The organism is Streptomyces sp. WAC 04229, from assembly GCF_003947455.1.
GTDB lineage: Bacteria > Actinomycetota > Actinomycetes > Streptomycetales > Streptomycetaceae > Streptomyces.
This window is the reverse complement of the sequence record NZ_QHJH01000163.1, coordinates 1-15,752: the sequence shown is the minus strand read 5'-3', so window position 1 is coordinate 15,752 and position 15,752 is coordinate 1. Positions and strand designations below refer to the sequence as shown.

Here is a 15,752-nt window from a genome sequence, read left to right as displayed (position 1 = left end):
ACCCGACTCGGTCGGTCGAGAGGCGGGACTCGCCCCCGGGGTCCCCCCCCGCCCCCCGCGGGGGGCCCCCCCCCCCCCCCCCCGGGGCGCGGCCCCCGGGCCCCGGTTTCCAACACCCCTGGCACGCGGCCCAGCACCCCGGGGCTCGGTTTCCAGCACCCCTGGCACGCGGCCCAGCACCCGAGGCGCGCGTTCCAGCGGCCCGGGGTTCAGGTTCGAACACCCCGGGCGCGCCTTCCGGCGTCCGGGCGGTGCGGGGCGTCTGGCACCCGGCGTGCCCGTCCCGACGTACACGCCGGGGAACGGCACCGCCGGAGGCGCTCCGCGCTACTGCTGCGGGTGGTGTGCAGGGATCGGCGGAAGGTCGCCCGTCGTCTCGTAGGACGCGAGCATGTCGATACGGCGGATGTGGCGCTCGTCGCCGGAGAACGGGGTGGCGAGGAAGGTCTCGACGAACTTCGTCGCCTCGTCCCGGGTGTGCATGCGGGCGCCGACCGCGACGACGTTGGCGTCGTTGTGCTGGCGGCCGAGAGCGGCCGTCTCCTCGCTCCAGGCCAGCGCCGCGCGCACGCCCTTCACCTTGTTCGCGGCGATCTGCTCGCCGTTGCCGGAGCCGCCGATCACGATGCCGAGGGCGCCGGGCTCGCCGGCCGTCCGCTCGGCGGCGCGGAGGCAGAAGGGCGGGTAGTCGTCCTGGGCGTCGTAGATGTGCGGGCCGCAGTCGACGGGGTCGTGGCCCGCCGCCCTGAGCCAGTCGACGAGGTGGTTCTTGAGTTCGAAGCCCGCATGGTCCGAGCCGAGATACACGCGCATGCGACGAGTGTGACATGCGCCCTAGGGGAGGGCCCTGTCGGGTGTCAGCCTGGAAAGCGCCGAGTGGAACTATGGAACCTCAGGCAAAGCTCAAGTAACGATCCGGATTCAGAGGTTCCCCAATCCGTTCACCTCCGTTTCACTGGTCCGGCTCGTACACCGCTCGTACGGGAAAGTGCACGACCGGCGCAAAGGAAGACCTCCCCCCATGACTTCGCAGCCGACCTTGACCAAGCCCGAGGACGGGCCCGCGGGGCCCGGAGAACCCGGGCCCGGGCTTCAGGCAGGACTCAAGAACCGCCATCTGTCGATGATCGCCATCGGCGGTGTCATCGGAGCCGGACTCTTCGTCGGCTCCAGCTCGGGAATCGCCACCGCGGGCCCCGGCATCCTCCTCTCCTACGCCCTCGTCGGCACGCTCGTGGTGCTGGTGATGCGGATGCTCGGGGAGATGTCCGCCGCCAACCCCACCTCCGGCTCCTTCTCCGCGCACGCCGACCGGGCGATCGGCCCCTGGGCCGGGTTCACCATCGGCTGGCTCTACTGGTTCTTCTGGGTCGTCGTCCTTGCCGTGGAGGCGACCGCCGGGGCCGTGATCCTCGAAGGCTGGATACCGGCCGTGCCCCAGTGGGGCTGGGCCCTGATCGTGATGGTCGTCCTGACCGCCACCAACCTCGTCTCCGTCGGCTCCTACGGCGAGTTCGAGTTCTGGTTCGCCGGGATCAAGGTCGTCGCCATCGCCGCCTTCATCGTCGTCGGCGGGCTGGCCGTCTTCGGGCTGCTGCCCGGTGCCGACACCGACCAGGCGGGACTGTCCAACCTGACGGAGCACGGCGGATTCCTGCCGAACGGGGCGGGCGCGATCCTGACCGGTGTACTGCTCGTCGTCTTCTCCTTCATGGGCAGCGAGATCCCCACGCTGGCCGCCGGTGAGTCCGAGGACCCGCAGCGCGCCGTCACCAAGGCGACCAACAGCATCATCTGGCGTATCGGCGTCTTCTACCTGGGCTCCATCTTCGTCGTGGTCGCGCTGCTGCCGTGGGACTCGCAGTCGATCATCGACAAGGGCTCGTACGTGGCCGCCCTGGACTCGCTCGGCATCGCGAACGCCGGTCAGATCATGAACTTCATCGTGCTGACGTCGGTGCTCTCCTGCCTGAACTCCGGGCTCTACACGGCCTCCCGCATGGCCTTCTCGCTCGGCCGGCGCGGTGACGCCCCGAAGGCCTTCGCCCGCACGACCTCGCAGGGCGTGCCGCGGACCGCGATCCTCGTGTCCGTGGTGTTCGGCTTCGTCGCCGTCTTCTTCAACTACGAGTTCCCGGACTCCGTCTTCCTCTTCCTCGTCAACTCCTCGGGCGCCGTGGCCCTCTTCGTGTGGCTGGTGATCTGCCTCTCGCAGCTGCGGATGCGCAGGATCATCGAGGCGGAGGCGCCGGAGAAGCTGGTGGTGCGGATGTGGCTGTTCCCGTACCTGACCTGGGTGGCCGCCGCCGTCATCGTCTTCGTGCTCGGCTACATGCTCACCGACACCGAGAACAACGGGCGCACGACCGTGCTGCTGTCGCTGCTCGTCGCGGCGCTCGTCATCGTCGTCGCCCTCGTCAAGCAGCGGATCACCGGGCGGAAGAACACCGCCGACAAGGCCGTCGCCGAGAAGGGCTGACCGCCGCCCGGACCCGGGACACGAAGGAGGCCCGCCCGGTCGCTGCCGCGACCGGGCGGGCCTCCTTCGTGCGCTGCCGCGGCTCTACCGCTTGCCGGCCAGCTTCCACGCGGTGGGCAGGACGCCCATCGCCAGGGCGGCCTTCAGCGCGTCCCCGATCAGGAACGGGGTGAGGCCGGCCGCGATCGCGGCGGTGAGGGACATGTCAGCGGCCAGGGCCAGGTACGGCACGCCGACGGCGTAGATGATCGCCTCGCCGAGCAGCATCGTGCCGGCCATGCGCAGCACGGAGCGGTCGGCGCCGCGGCGGGCCAGGGCGCCCACCACCGTGGCGGCGAGCAGCATGCCGAAGACATAGCCGAGGGACGGGGCCGCGGTGCCGGAGCCGCCCTCCGCGAACCACGGCACGCCGGCCATGCCGACCAGCGCGTAGAGCGCGAGCGAGAGCAGGCCGCGGCGCGCGCCGAGCGCGGTGCCGACGAGCAGCGCCGCGAAGGTCTGTCCGGTCACCGGCACCGGGGAGCCGGGCACGGGTACCGCGATCTGGGCGGCCACGCCGGTGAGCACGGCGCCGCCGGCCACGAGCGCTACGTCCCGGACGCGGGAGGAGGGGAGGAGGTCGGCGAGGACCTGGCCGGAACGGGCGGTGGGGACTGCGGCGGTGCTCATGGGGACTCCGCGGTGGTGTGGACATGTCGGGACAGCGTGACGCTATCCCAGCGGGCCGGGGCCGATCACCAGCAGCGCTCGACAAAGGCTCGATCGGCGGCTTGGTGGGCTCCCGACAAACGCGCGGGATACACCAGCTTCCGGGTGACACCGGTCACGGAGCGGGTGAGGCGGGCGTCACGGCAAGCGGAATTCCGCATTCGGACGACCACGTTCCGTATCGGCATCGTCCGTATCGTGGGCAGCCGCTGTCGCCCACCGGCGCGACCCCGGAGACTGTGGGCGTTTTTGCCCTGCCCCTCCCCCACGCATTGGACGAGCCGCTCCATGTCCAACAGCACCACCAGCGAGGCACCGCCGCGGTCGGACGACGCCTCCCTCTCCCACGGCCTCAAGCAGCGCCACCTGTCGATGATCGCCCTCGGTGGCGTGATCGGCGCCGGGCTGTTCGTCGGCTCCGGGGCCGGTATCGCCGCCGCCGGGCCCTCGATCGTCGTCGCCTACACCCTCTCCGGCCTCCTCGTGATGCTGGTGATGCGGATGCTGGGCGAGATGTCCGCCGCCTACCCGTCCTCGGGCTCCTTCTCCGCGCACGCCGAACGGGCGATCGGTCCCTGGGCCGGGTTCACCGCCGGCTGGGCGTTCTGGGTGCTGCTCTGCACGGCCGTCGGCCTGGAGGGCATCGGCGCGGCGCAGATCGTGCACGGGTGGCTGCCGGGCACGCCCGAGTGGGCGTGGGTGGCGCTGTTCATGGTGGTGTTCTGCGGGACGAACCTGGCCGCGGTGAAGAACTTCGGCGAGTTCGAGTTCTGGTTCGCCGCCCTCAAGGTCGGCGCGATCTCGCTCTTCCTGGTGCTGGGCGTGCTGGCGATCGTCGGCGTCCTGCCGGGCACCGACGCCCCCGGCACCTCGCACCTCGGCGACTTCATGCCCAACGGCGGCAACGGCCTGATCATCGGCCTGCTCGCCTCGGTCTTCGCCTACGGCGGCCTGGAGACGGTGACCATCGCGGCGGCCGAGTCGGAGAACCCGGTGAAGGGCGTGGCGAGCGCCGTGCGGACGGCGATGTGGCGGATCGCGCTCTTCTACATCGGCTCGATGGCGGTCATCGTCACCCTGGTCCCCTGGGACTCCCCCGAGGTGGTCGAGAAGGGCCCGTACGTCGCCGCCCTCGACGAGCTGGGCATCCCGGGCGCCGGCCAGCTCATGAACGTCGTCGTGCTGGTCGCGCTGCTGAGCGCGATGAACGCCAACATCTACGGCGCCTCGCGGATCGGCTACTCGCTGGTCGAGCGCGGCCAGGGCCCGAAGGCGCTGGGCCGGGTGTCGGGCGGGGTGCCGCGGATCGCGGTGCTGGTCTCCTCCCTCTTCGGCTTCGGCTGCGTGCTGCTCAGCTACTGGCGGCCGGACGACGTCTTCTCCTGGCTGCTGAACATGATCGGCGCGGTCATCCTGGTCGTCTGGATCTTCATCGCCGTCGCCCAGCTGCGGTTGCGCCGCCGCCTGGAGCAGGAGGCGCCCGAGAAGCTCGTCGTGCGCATGTGGGGCTTCCCGTGGCTGACGTGGGTGGCGCTGGCGGGCATGGCCGCGGTCTTCGTCCTGATGGCCCGCGAGCCGGACACCCGCGTGCAGCTGTACTCGACGGGCGGGATGACGCTGGTCCTGGCGGCCGTCGGCTACGCCTGGCAGCGGCGGCGCGCTCGCGTGTGACCCGCCGCCCGACCTCTCCGAGAGCCCCCGCACCGATGCGTGCGGGGGCTCTTTCATGCTCGTTCGGCCCGCCCGTCCGCGCTGTCACGGCAACCTGCTGCTAGCGTGCACTTGCAAGCCTTTTGCAATAAGAAGGTCGGAGGGGATCCGCCATGCCCGTCTACACGCTTCCTGAACTGCCGTACGACTACTCCGCGCTGGCCCCCGTGATCAGCCCCGAGATCATCGAGCTGCACCACGACAAGCACCACGCGGCCTATGTGAAGGGCGCCAACGACACCCTGGAGCAGCTCGCCGAGGCGCGGGACAAGGAGTCGTGGGGCTCGATCAACGGCCTGGAGAAGAACCTGGCCTTCCACCTCTCCGGGCACATCCTGCACTCCATCTACTGGCACAACATGACCGGTGACGGCGGCGGCGAGCCCCTGGACAAGGACGGCGTGGGCGGCCTGGCCGACGCGATCGCCGAGTCGTTCGGCTCCTTCGCCGGTTTCAAGGCACAGCTCACCAAGGCCGCCGCGACCACGCAGGGCTCCGGCTGGGGCGTGCTGGCGTACGAGCCGCTGAGCGGCCGTCTCGTCGTCGAGCAGGTCTACGACCACCAGGGCAACGTCGGCCAGGGCTCCACGCCGATCCTGGTCTTCGACGCCTGGGAGCACGCCTTCTACCTCCAGTACAAGAACCAGAAGGTCGACTTCATCGACGCCATGTGGGCCGTCGTCAACTGGCAGGACGTGGCCAAGCGCTACGAGGCCGCCAAGGCCCGCACGAACGTGCTGCTGCTGGCGCCCTGACGCCGCCCGACTCCCCGAGTCGTCCTGCCTCGTGATCGTCTTCTCACCCTTCACGGCGGCGGGCGGAATGAGGGAAGCCCCCGCGAGGACCTGACTCGCGGGGGCTTTCTGTGTGCGGGCGGCGCGTCAGGGCTTGCGGGCGAGCCCGCCGTGCTGCCCGATCGGCTGCGGGGCCGTTCCGTCCGGGGCGGGGTCCGGGCGCCACAGCGGGACCGACACCACGCCCGGGTCGACCAGGTCGAGGCCGTCGAAGTAGGCCTCGATCTGCTCGACGGGACGCAGGAAGTAGGGGACCGCGCCGGTCTCGTTGTAGCCGTCCTGGGCCGCCTCGTAGGCCGGGTCGGTGCCGCGGGAGCCGTCGTTGACGCACAGGAAACTGCCGGCGGGCAGGCCCGCCATCAGGCGGCGGACCAGGTCGCGGGCCCGGTCGTGGCCGTCGACGTGACCGAGGATGCCGCTGAGGATGAGGGCGGTGGGGCGGGTCAGGTCGAGGGTGCGTCCGGCCGCCTCCAGGATGCGCTCCGGCTCGTACAGGCTCAGGTCCTCGTAGGCGGTGACGCCCTCGGGGCTGGAGGTGAGCAGGGCGCGGGCGTGCGCGAGCACCAGCGGGTCGTTGTCGACATAGACGATCCGCGCCTCGGGCGCGTGCCGCTGGGCGACCTCGTGAGTGTTGTCGGCGGTCGGCAGCCCGGTGCCGACGTCCAGGAACTGGCGCACCCCGGCCTCCAGGACCAGGTACCGGATGGCGCGTCCGAGGAAGGCCCGGCTGCTGCGGGCGATGGTGACGATGCCTGGGAAGACGTCCGTGTAGGCGTCGCCGGCCGCCTCGTCCACGGGGTAGTTGTCCTTGCCGCCCAGCCAGTAGTTCCAGATCCGGGCCGAGTGCGGCACCGAGGTGTCGATCTCCGTCATGGGATGGGGCTCGCCTCCAGTGAGTGGGTGCGCCCATGCTCCTACGGGAGGGGAGCCGACGGGAACAGATGACCGCCGCCGGACGGAGGCTTCCCGGTGCGAGTGGTTCCGGGCCACAGTGTCCGGCATGAGTCTTCCGAACCGGCGTTGCCCCAACTGCGGGGACACGGACCAGGACTTCCGCCCGCTCGACGGCGCCGAGCGGGCGTACGCGCTCACCCTCGCGCAGGTGTCCAGGGCCGACCTGGGCAAGTACCGACGCTGTGCGCGCGAGGGCTGCGTGCGGGTGCAGTCCTACTTCAGCTGGAAGTCCGGGTTCGATCTGCCGGACTCCTTCCGGCCTACAGGTTGCTGAAGTCCGGGCCCTTGGTGCGGGTGCGCTTGATCTCGTAGAAGCCCGGGACCGAGGCCACCGCGAGGGTGCCGTCCCACAGCCTGGCGGCCTCCTCGCCCTTGGGCGCCGGGGTGACGACCGGGCCGAAGAAGGCGAGCTGGCCGCCGTCGGCGCCGGGGACGGCGATGACCGGGGTGCCGACCTCCTGGCCGACCTTGTCGATGCCCTCCTTGTGGGAGGCGCGCAGCTGGGGCTCGTAGGGCGTGGCGTCCCAGTGGTCCATGAGGGACTCGGGCAGGCCGACGTCCTTCAGGGCGGCGGCGACGGTCTCGCGGCCCGGGCCCTCCTCCTGGTTGTGGATGCGGGTGCCGAGCGCTGTGTAGAGGTCGCCGAGCACCTCGGCGCCGTGCTCCTCCTGGGCCGCGATGACCACGCGGACCGGGCCCCAGGCCTTGACCTCCAGCATCTCGCGGTATTCGTCGGGCAGCTCGTCGAGCTTGTCCTCGTTGAGCACGGCGAGGCTCATGAGGTGCCAGCGGACCTTGATGTCCCGGACCTTCTCCACCTCCAGGACCCAGCGCGAGGTCATCCATGCCCAGGGGCACAGGGGGTCGAACCAGAAGTCGACGGGAGTCTTGTCCGACATGTCTCTCCTCATGAGGCGCACGAGCGGGCTTCTGTACGGGCAACGCGGCCGCACACCCCACCATTCCCGGGCTGCCGCACGTCAGGGGCACATGGCAGGATCGGTGCTGTCCGCATACTGAACACCATCCGAGGGAGTGCCGCCCGTGCCCGGTGAGAATCTGTCCCGCGACGAGGCCCGGGAGCGGGCCGCCCTGCTGTCCGTCGACGGGTACGACGTGTCCCTCGACGTTCGGTCGGCCGTCGGTGACACGCAGGGCGAGGGGCCCCGCACCTTCCGTTCCGTCACCACGCTCCGGTTCCGCTGCAACGAACCCGGCGCGAGCAGCTTCGCCGACCTGGTCGCCCCGAGCGTCACCGCCGTCTCCCTCAACGGCCGCGACCTCGACCCGAGCGAGGTCTTCGACGGCACGCGGATCGCCCTGGAGGACCTGGCCGCCGACAACGAGCTGGTCGTCGACGCCCAGTGCGCCTACTCCCGCACCGGTGAGGGCCTGCACCGCTTCGTCGACCCCGAGGACGGCGAGGTGTACCTGTACACCCAGTACGAGCCGGCCGACTCCCGCCGGGTCTTCGCCAACTTCGAGCAGCCGGACCTGAAGGCACCGTTCCGCTTCGAGGTGCGGGCGCCGGAGGAGTGGACGGTGTGGAGCAACGGCGCGGGCGAGTGCGTCGACGGGGTGTGGCGGTTCGCGGAGACGAAGCCGATCTCGACGTACATCACGTGCGTCGTGGCCGGCCCGTACCACTACGTGACGGACTCCTACGAGCGGACCCTGGAGGACGGCACGCGGCTGGAGATCCCCCTGGGCGCCCTGTGCCGCAAGGGGCTGGCGCCGCACTTCGACGCCGACGACGTCTTCCTGATCACCAAGCAGGGCCTGGACTTCTTCCACGACCACTTCGACTACCCGTACCCCTTCGGGAAGTACGACCAGGCGTTCGTGCCCGAGTACAACCTCGGCGCGATGGAGAACCCGGGCCTGGTGACCTTCCGGGAGGAGTACATCTTCCGCGGGAAGGTGACGCGGGCGTCCTACGAGGGCCGCGCCAACACGATCCTGCACGAGATGGCGCACATGTGGTTCGGCGACCTGGTCACCATGGAGTGGTGGGACGACCTGTGGCTGAAGGAGTCCTTCGCCGACTTCATGGGCGCGTTCGCGAACGTCGGCGCGACCCGCTTCAAGGACGCCTGGATCACCTTCGCCAACCGCCGCAAGGCCTGGGCCTACCGCGCCGACCAGCTGCCCTCCACCCACCCGGTCACGGCCGACATCCGTGACCTGGAGGACGCCAAGCTCAACTTCGACGGCATCACCTACGCCAAGGGCGCCTCCGCGCTCAAGCAGCTGGTGGCGTACGTCGGCCAGGAGGCGTTCCTGGAGGGCGCGCGGCGCTACTTCAAGCGGCACGCCTACGGCAACACGCGGCTGGGTGATCTGCTGTCGGTCCTTGAGGAGACCAGCGGGCGGGACATGGCCGCCTGGGCGCGCTCCTGGCTCCAGACGGCGGGCGTCAACTCGCTGACCCCGCAGGTGCTGCTGAGCGCCGAGGGACGGATCGACGAGCTGGCGGTGGTGCAGGAGGCCGCGGAGACGCACCCCGAACTGCGCCCGCACCGGGTGGCGGTGGGTCTGTACCGCCGTACGGGCGAGGGCGCCCTGGAGCGGTACGCGCGCGCCGAGGTCGACGTCGACGGGCCGCGCACGGTCGTCGCGGAGCTGGCCGGTGCCGAGGCGCCCGAGCTGGTCCTGGTCAACGACGACGACCTGACGTACTGCAAGACCCGCTTCGACGACACCTCGCTGGCGACCCTGCGCGAGCACCTGGGCTCGCTGACGGACCCGCTGGCCCGCGCCCTGTGCTGGTCGGCGCTGTGGAACATGACGCGGGACGCGCTGCTGCCGGCCCGGGACTTCATCGGTCTCGTCCTGCGGTTCGCGGGGCGCGAGTCCGGCATCGGCGTGCTCCAGATGCTGCACGCCTGGGCCGAGTCGGCGCTGGTGCACTACGTGGCCCCCGAGTGGCGGGAGACCGGCGGCCGGCTGCTCGGCGAGGGCGCGCTGCGGGAGCTGCGGGAGGCGGCGCCGGGAAGCGAGCCGCAGCTGGCCTGGGCGCGGTTCTTCGCGGCGGTGGCGTCCGAAGAGGCCGAACTGTCCATGCTGCGCGGGCTGCTGGACGGCTCCGAGAAGATCAACGGCCTGGAGGTGGACCAGGAGCTGCGCTGGGCGTTCCTCGCCCCGCTCGCGGCGCACGGCGTGGCGGACGAGGCGGTGCTGGCCGCCGAGCTGGCCCGCGACGACACGGCCTCCGGCAAGCGCCACCAGGTGCGCTGCCTGGCGGCCCGGCCTTCGGCGGCGGTGAAGGCGCAGGCGTGGGCGCAGGTCGTGGAGTCGGACGCGCTGTCCAACGCCCTGGTGGAGGCGACGATCGCGGGCTTCGAGCGGCCCTCGCAGCGGGAGTTGCTCGCGCCGTACACGGAGAAGTACTTCGCGGCGATCGAGCGGGTGTGGGCCGAGCGGTCCATCCAGATCGGGATGGACGTGGTGCGGGGCCTGTTCCCGTCCCTGATGGATTCCCAGGACACGCTGGACGCGACGGACGCGTGGCTGTCGGCACACGAGGACGCGGCGCCGGCACTGCGCAGGCTGGTCCTCGAGGCGCGGGACGACCTGGCGCGTGCGCTGCGGGGGCAGGCCTGTGACGCGGCGGCCGCCCGCTAGGCCGGACGTGTCCCGGACGACGACGATCTTTGGCCAATGATTGGGCGCTCCGTCATCGTTACGGAATTCAGTCAATAGCAGCCGTAACCCCTGGCCCGCACCAGTGCGGACCAGGGGTTTTCGGCATCCGAACACCCGTCCTTTAGGACGGGCTTGTCCGGATTCGGCGATGAGCGTGTAACAGGGGTTCAGGGACGGATCGGGCGCGGGAAACCCCCGGTCATGACGCACAACACCCCGCTCTCCCCCCGCCCCCTGCACCAACTGACGCACGGCAGGCGCCGGCTGATGACGGCCGCCCAGCTCCGGGCGCACGGCGTCTCCGCCGCCGAGACCGGCGATCAGTGCCGGCCCGGCGGCCCCTGGCGGCAACTGCTCCCGAACGTCGTCCTGCTGCACCCGGGCCCACCGACCGGCGACGAGCGCCTGCACGCGGTGCTGCTCTACGCGGCACGGGAGCGCACGTCCGGGGGCACGGTCCCGGGCGTCACCGCCGCCGTGCCGGTCCAGCCGGGCGGCGAGCACCCGCCCGTCCCCGCGTACGCGGAGGCGATGATCACGGGGCTGGCCGCGTTGGCGCTGCACGGTTTCTCGGCCGCTCCCCCGCTGCCGTCCCTGGAGGTCGTCGACGTACTGGTGCCGCGGCTGCGCCGGCTGCGGACGACGGGGTGCGCGCGCATCGTCCGCACGGCCGCGCTGCCCGTCGCCGAGGAGGTCGCCGGGGTGCCGGTGGCGCCGGTGGCGCGGGCGCTGGCCGACGCGGTGGCGGAGCTGACGGACCCGGAGGCCGTGCGGCGGCTGCTGACGGAGGCGGTGCGCGGCGGGCACTGCGAACCGGCCGCGGTGGTGCGGGAGCTGAACCGCGCGCGGCTGCTGAGCCGGCCGCACGTGGTGGACGCCGTGGACTCGCTGGTCGCCGAGGGGCGGGCGCTGGCCGAGCAGCGCCTGTACCGGATGGTGCGCGAGCACGGCCTGCCGGAGCCGGTCTGGAACGTCGACCTGCGCATGCCCGGCGGCCCCCACCTCGGCGGCGTGGACGCCTTCTGGCCGGAGCAGGCCGTGGCGCTGGAGCTGGACACCCGCGCGCACCGGCAGCGGGAGGACGACCCGGTCTGGACGGAACACGTGCGCAAGCGGGAGCACTTGGAGCGGCTGGGCATTACGGTCGTGCACCTCACCCCGCGCAAACTGCGGGACTCGCCCGAGCACCAGGCGACCGTCGTCCGTACGGCGTTGATGGCGGCGGGGGACCGGGAACCCGCCGCGTATGTCGTGGTGCTGCCCCAGTAGTGCACGACGGGGCGGTCACCAGGAGGGGAGAGGAGGGGCCGCGGGGCGCGACGCCCCGCGGCCCCTCCTCATGCCGTGCCCGGTCCGGCTCCGGGGATTGTCACGGCCCGCCCCTTGTGTCCCGGGTGGCGTATGGCGGAAGTACGCCATGGCCCCTTCCCGTCCCGGACAACTCTCCCCAAACAGTGATCCCTTGGGTAAAGCTGAGCGGTCGTCCGGGATCGGATTCCGGACTGCCTCGGCCAGGGCCGGTCTGCCCCGGTCGTGCACGCAGGTTCCTTTACCTACAAGGGATGCCGATGACCCACACCCCCCAGCGCGAACCGATACCGGGTGCGAGACGCGCGGCCCGCACAGCCGTGGCCGCGGGCCTCGTGGCCGCGCTCGCCGCGGCCGGGCCCGTGCCCGCGGCCTTCGCCGCCGACGGCCCGGCGGCCGCTCTGCCCGCCGACGCCTCCGTCAAGTCCGCGCACGACAAGCTCGGTTCCGACGACGCGGACCGGCTCGCCGAGGCGAAGGCGGACGGCGAGAAGTACGTCACGATGATGGTCGCCACCGCGCCGGGCGGCACCGAGCGGGTGGCGAAGGAGCTGGACGCGGTCCCCGGCGGCACCGTCGGCCGGACCTACGACGAGCTGGGATACGTCCGCGCCACCGTCCCCACCGCCAAGGCGGACTCGGCCATCGCCGCCGCCGCGAAGCTCTCCTCCGTGCACGGCATCGACCTGCGCGAGGAGATACCGCTGGACGACCCGACGCCGAGCGCGGACCGGGCGAAGGGCGCCACGCACCACAAGGGCCGTTCCTACCCGGCGCCGGACCGCCGCACCCCCGCCGAGAACCCGTACAACCCGTCCTTCGAGACGGGCGCCGTCGACTTCGTGGAGAAGTACCCGAAGGCGGACGGCCGCGGCGTCACCATCGGCATCCTGGACTCGGGCGTCGACCTCGGGCACCCCGCGCTGCAGAAGACCACCACCGGCGAGCGCAAGATCGTCGACTGGGTCACCGCCACCGACCCGGTCGTCGACGGCGACCGCACCTGGCGCCCGATGACCACCTCGGTGTCCGGGCCTACCTTCACCTACGGCGGGAAGACCTGGACGGCTCCCGCGGGCTCCTACCGGGTCAGCAGCTTCCTGGAGTCCTACACCGCCGGCGGTGACGCGGCCGGCGACGCCAACCGGGACGGCGACACCACCGACTCCTGGGGCGTCCTGTACGACGCGAAGGCCGGCACGGTCCGCGTCGACCTGAACGGCAACCACGACTTCGCCGACGACACCCCGATGAAGCCCTACAAGGACGGCTTCCAGGTCGGGTACTTCGGCACCGACGACCCGAAGACGGACGTGGCCGAGCGCCAGCCGTTCGTGGTCGAGATCCGCAAGGACGTCGTCGCCGACGGCGCGGGCACCAAGGCCGACTTCGTCAACATCGGCGTCATCGAGTCCGAGCACGGCACGCACGTCGCCGGACTCACCGCCGCCAACGGCCTGTTCGGCGGCCGGATGGACGGTGCCGCGCCCGGCGCGAAGATCGTCTCCTCCCGCGCCTGCACCTGGAGCGGCGGCTGCACCAACGTCGCGCTCACCGAGGGCATGATCGACCTCGTCGTCAACCGCGGCGTCGACATCGTCAACATGTCGATCGGCGGTCTGCCCGCGCTCAACGACGGCAACAACGCCCGCGCGGAGCTGTACACGCGGCTCATCGACGACCACGGCGTCCAGCTCGTCATCTCCGCCGGCAACTCGGGCCCCGGCGCCAACACCATCGGCGACCCCGGCCTCGCCGACAAGGTGATCTCCGTCGGCGCGTCCATCTCCCGCGAGACCTGGGCCGCCAACTACGGCTCCCAGGTGCGCACCAGGTACGCGATGATGCCGTTCTCCTCGCGCGGCCCGCGTGAGGACGGCGGGTTCACGCCGACGCTGACCGCGCCCGGCGCCGCGGTCAACACCATCCAGACCTGGATGCCCGGCGCCCCGGTCCCGGAGGCGGGCTACGACCTGCCGGCCGGCTACGGCATGCTCCAGGGCACCTCGATGGCCTCCCCGCAGGCCGCCGGCGCCTCCGCGCTGCTGCTGTCCGCCGCGAAGCAGGCGCGCCTCGACCTCACGCCGGCGAAGCTGCGCACGGCGCTGACCTCGACCGCCGACCACATCAGCGGCGTGCAGGCGTACGAGGAGGGCGCGGGCCTGATCAACGTCCCTGACGCCTGGCGCGCGATCCGCGAGGGCGCCACCGCCCACGAGTACACCGTCCAGGCCCCGGTCGACACCGCGATCGACCAGTTCCTGAAGACGCCGGGCAAGGGCACCGGCCTCTACGACCGGGAGGGCGGCCTGAAGGCGGGCGAGCGCAAGACGTACGAGATCACGCTCACCCGCACCACCGGCTCCGAGCGGGCGGTCCGGCACGAGCTGGAGTTCGAGAACAACGCCGGGCGCACCTTCCGGATCGTCGGTCCGGACGAGGTGCGGCTGCCGCTGAACGAGCCGGTGACCGTGAAGGTCGAGGCGCGGCCCGGGTCCGCCGGGCTCAAGAGCGCGATCCTGGAGGTCGACGACCCGCGCACCGAGGGCGTCGACAAGCAGGTCCTGACCACGGTCGTGGTCTCGGCCCCGCTGAAGTACGACGTCTCCGCCCGGGGCTCGGTGCAGCGCAACGCCACCAAGTCCTACTTCGTGACCGTCCCCGAGGGCGCGAAGTCGCTGGAGGTGGCGATGAGCGGGCTGAAGGCCGGGAGCCAGACCCGGTTCATCGCCGTCCACCCGTACGGCGTCCCGGTCGACAACACCTCCACGCCGTACTGCTACAACAACTACCTCGACGGCAACGGCTGCCGGCCCGACGTGCGCGCGTACGCCGACCCGCAGGCCGGCGTCTGGGAGATCGAGGTCGAGTCGCGGCGCACCTCGCCGCTGCTGGACAACCCGTACCGGCTGGACGTCACCGTCCTCGGGGCCGTCTTCGACCCGGAGACCGTGACCGTGCCCGAGGCGAGGGCCGGCACGCCGGCCTCCGTCTCCTGGAAGGTGACGAACCGCTTCGCCCCGCTGGAGGGCAAGCTGGCCGGCGGTCCGCTCGGCTCGTCCGAGACGTCCCGCCCGTCCATCGCGCAGGGCGAGACGGCCACCTCCACGGTCGAGGTGCCCGAGGGCGCCGACTCGCTGGACGTCGCCATCGGCGGGGTCTCCGACGCGGCCGCCGACCTGGACCTGACGGTCTACGGCGCGGACGGTGCCGTGGTCGGCCAGTCCGCCGACGGCGACTCCGAGGAGTCCGTCTCCGTCGCGAAGCCGGCCGCCGGCACGTACACCGTCGAGGTCGCCGGCTACTCGGTGCCGTCGGGCAGCACGGAGTACGACTACCGGGACGTGTTCTTCGCCGCGACCCTCGGCTCGGTCGCCGTGGACGACGCGGCGCCGGTCGAGCTGGGCACGGGCGACTCGGCGACGGTCACCGCCCGGGTGACGGCGCTGGCCGCCGCCCCGGAAGGCCGTGAGTTCTTCGGCCGGGTCCAGCTGGTCAACGCCCACGGCACGGCCGCGGGCCTGGGCAGCGTGCGGATCGGGAAGGTCGTGCCGTAGTCCGGTGCGGCGGGTGACGGGCGGGCGCTCCCTCGGGGGTGCCCGCCCCTTCCCTTGCCCGGTCCCGCCGGGTCAGTCGCAGGTCAGGGTGCGGGACTCGGCGAGGGACGCCGTGATCACGGCGCGTTCGGCGGCGACGGCGCGGTGGCCGGTGATCACGACGTCCGGGGTGTCCCCGTACCGGGGGATGCCGATGAGCGCACGGTCGCCCGGGGCCGGCCGGGCGGTGGCGTCGTCCAGCACGAAGGTGACCGGTGCGGCGTCCCGCTCCCCCGGTCCGTCCGCCTTGTAGACGCGGGTGACGTCCAGGGTGATCCGGTGCCGCCCGGTGCCCGGCACGGGCTCGGCCGCCGTCACCGTGCCCTCGGCCACCAGCCGGGCGCAGGCGAGGTAGCGGGCGCTGCCGAAGGCGACGCCGGACGCCGCGGAGCCCGCCCCCTCGTCGCTCGCCACGCCCTTGCCGGCCGCGTCCTCGGACGCCCCGCTCCCGCCCTGCGCCACCAGCCAGCCGAGGCCCGCCACGAGCGTGCCCGCGCAGGCCACCGCGAGGGCGCCGAGGGCCGGGGCGAGGAAGCGCCGGCGCGGACGGGCGGGGGG

At 72.0% G+C, this 15,752-nt stretch carries 11 protein-coding genes and 1 pseudogene; 7 read left to right on the top strand and 5 right to left on the bottom strand.

Features of this window, described 5'->3' with window-relative positions:
- Positions 1-327: 327 nt before the first annotated feature.
- A complete protein-coding gene (locus DMH12_RS29805; RefSeq protein WP_125494534.1) occupies positions 328-813 on the bottom strand; it encodes a ribose-5-phosphate isomerase in 486 nt (161 codons plus the stop codon).
- A gap of 208 nt (positions 814-1,021) precedes the next feature.
- Here DMH12_RS29805 and DMH12_RS29800 point away from each other — a divergent pair, with 208 nt between their 5' ends.
- Positions 1,022-2,479, top strand: coding sequence for an amino acid permease (locus DMH12_RS29800; RefSeq protein WP_125494533.1), 1,458 nt, complete (start codon positions 1,022-1,024; stop codon positions 2,477-2,479).
- 84 nt (positions 2,480-2,563) lie between these two features.
- On the opposite strand, the gene DMH12_RS29795 is transcribed toward DMH12_RS29800, so the two are convergent.
- Positions 2,564-3,148, bottom strand: coding sequence for a biotin transporter BioY (locus DMH12_RS29795; RefSeq protein ID WP_125494532.1), 585 nt, complete (start codon positions 3,146-3,148; stop codon positions 2,564-2,566).
- Positions 3,149-3,475: 327 nt separating this feature from the next.
- On the opposite strand from DMH12_RS29795, the gene DMH12_RS29790 reads away from it, so the two are divergent.
- Together DMH12_RS29790 and DMH12_RS29785 are read left to right on the top strand one after the other, a co-directional pair.
- Positions 3,476-4,858, top strand: coding sequence for an amino acid permease (locus DMH12_RS29790; RefSeq protein WP_125494531.1), 1,383 nt, complete (start codon positions 3,476-3,478; stop codon positions 4,856-4,858).
- A 152-nt stretch (positions 4,859-5,010) separates the two neighbouring features.
- The gene (locus DMH12_RS29785; protein WP_125494530.1) at positions 5,011-5,652 is read left to right on the top strand and encodes a superoxide dismutase; all 642 of its coding nucleotides are present in this window, start codon (positions 5,011-5,013) and stop codon (positions 5,650-5,652) included.
- 126 nt (positions 5,653-5,778) lie between these two features.
- Here DMH12_RS29785 and DMH12_RS29780 read toward each other — a convergent pair whose 3' ends face one another.
- Complete coding sequence (locus tag DMH12_RS29780; RefSeq protein ID WP_125494529.1) at positions 5,779-6,564, bottom strand: SAM-dependent methyltransferase; 786 nt, start codon at positions 6,562-6,564, stop codon at positions 5,779-5,781.
- A gap of 127 nt (positions 6,565-6,691) precedes the next feature.
- Here DMH12_RS29780 and DMH12_RS29775 point away from each other — a divergent pair, with 127 nt between their 5' ends.
- Positions 6,692-6,919 carry a hypothetical protein gene (locus tag DMH12_RS29775; RefSeq protein ID WP_125494528.1) on the top strand — a complete coding sequence of 76 codons (228 nt, stop codon included), beginning with the start codon at positions 6,692-6,694 and terminating at the stop codon, positions 6,917-6,919.
- Here the strand turns inward: DMH12_RS29775 and DMH12_RS29770 are convergent.
- Complete coding sequence (locus DMH12_RS29770; RefSeq protein WP_161328445.1) at positions 6,906-7,544, bottom strand: DsbA family protein; 639 nt, start codon at positions 7,542-7,544, stop codon at positions 6,906-6,908. The genes DMH12_RS29775 and DMH12_RS29770 overlap by 14 nt on opposite strands.
- Before the next feature lie 145 nt (positions 7,545-7,689).
- Here DMH12_RS29770 and pepN point away from each other — a divergent pair, with 145 nt between their 5' ends.
- The 3 genes from pepN (at position 7,690) to DMH12_RS29755 (ending at position 15,155) form a co-directional block, all read left to right on the top strand.
- Positions 7,690-10,269 (top strand): aminopeptidase N, encoded by a 2,580-nt coding sequence (pepN, locus tag DMH12_RS29765; protein ID WP_185832626.1) that lies wholly within the window; start codon positions 7,690-7,692, stop codon positions 10,267-10,269.
- Between the two features lie 222 nt (positions 10,270-10,491).
- Positions 10,492-11,559 (top strand): hypothetical protein, encoded by a 1,068-nt coding sequence (locus DMH12_RS29760; RefSeq protein ID WP_185832625.1) that lies wholly within the window; start codon positions 10,492-10,494, stop codon positions 11,557-11,559.
- Between the two features lie 299 nt (positions 11,560-11,858).
- Positions 11,859-15,155, top strand: coding sequence for a S8 family serine peptidase (locus DMH12_RS29755; protein WP_125494526.1), 3,297 nt, complete (start codon positions 11,859-11,861; stop codon positions 15,153-15,155).
- 72 nt (positions 15,156-15,227) lie between these two features.
- On the opposite strand, the pseudogene DMH12_RS39240 reads toward DMH12_RS29755, so the two are convergent.
- Positions 15,228-15,752: pseudogene (locus DMH12_RS39240) on the bottom strand (hypothetical protein); the annotation flags it as partial.

What these genes read in the sequence shown, in the direction of transcription:
- DMH12_RS29785 (WP_125494530.1), top strand. Translation starts at nt 5,011, where the DNA reads ATGCCCGTCTACACGCTTCCTGAACTGCCGTACGACTACTCCGCGCTG.
- DMH12_RS29790 (WP_125494531.1), top strand. Translation starts at nt 3,476, where the DNA reads ATGTCCAACAGCACCACCAGCGAGGCACCGCCGCGGTCGGACGACGCC.
- DMH12_RS29805 (WP_125494534.1), bottom strand. Translation starts at nt 813, where the DNA reads ATGCGCGTGTATCTCGGCTCGGACCATGCGGGCTTCGAACTCAAGAAC.
- DMH12_RS29770 (WP_161328445.1), bottom strand. Translation starts at nt 7,544, where the DNA reads ATGTCGGACAAGACTCCCGTCGACTTCTGGTTCGACCCCCTGTGCCCC.
- DMH12_RS29755 (WP_125494526.1), top strand. Translation starts at nt 11,859, where the DNA reads ATGACCCACACCCCCCAGCGCGAACCGATACCGGGTGCGAGACGCGCG.
- DMH12_RS29760 (WP_185832625.1), top strand. Translation starts at nt 10,492, where the DNA reads ATGACGCACAACACCCCGCTCTCCCCCCGCCCCCTGCACCAACTGACG.
- DMH12_RS29795 (WP_125494532.1), bottom strand. Translation starts at nt 3,148, where the DNA reads ATGAGCACCGCCGCAGTCCCCACCGCCCGTTCCGGCCAGGTCCTCGCC.
- DMH12_RS29800 (WP_125494533.1), top strand. Translation starts at nt 1,022, where the DNA reads ATGACTTCGCAGCCGACCTTGACCAAGCCCGAGGACGGGCCCGCGGGG.
- DMH12_RS29775 (WP_125494528.1), top strand. Translation starts at nt 6,692, where the DNA reads ATGAGTCTTCCGAACCGGCGTTGCCCCAACTGCGGGGACACGGACCAG.
- DMH12_RS29780 (WP_125494529.1), bottom strand. Translation starts at nt 6,564, where the DNA reads ATGACGGAGATCGACACCTCGGTGCCGCACTCGGCCCGGATCTGGAAC.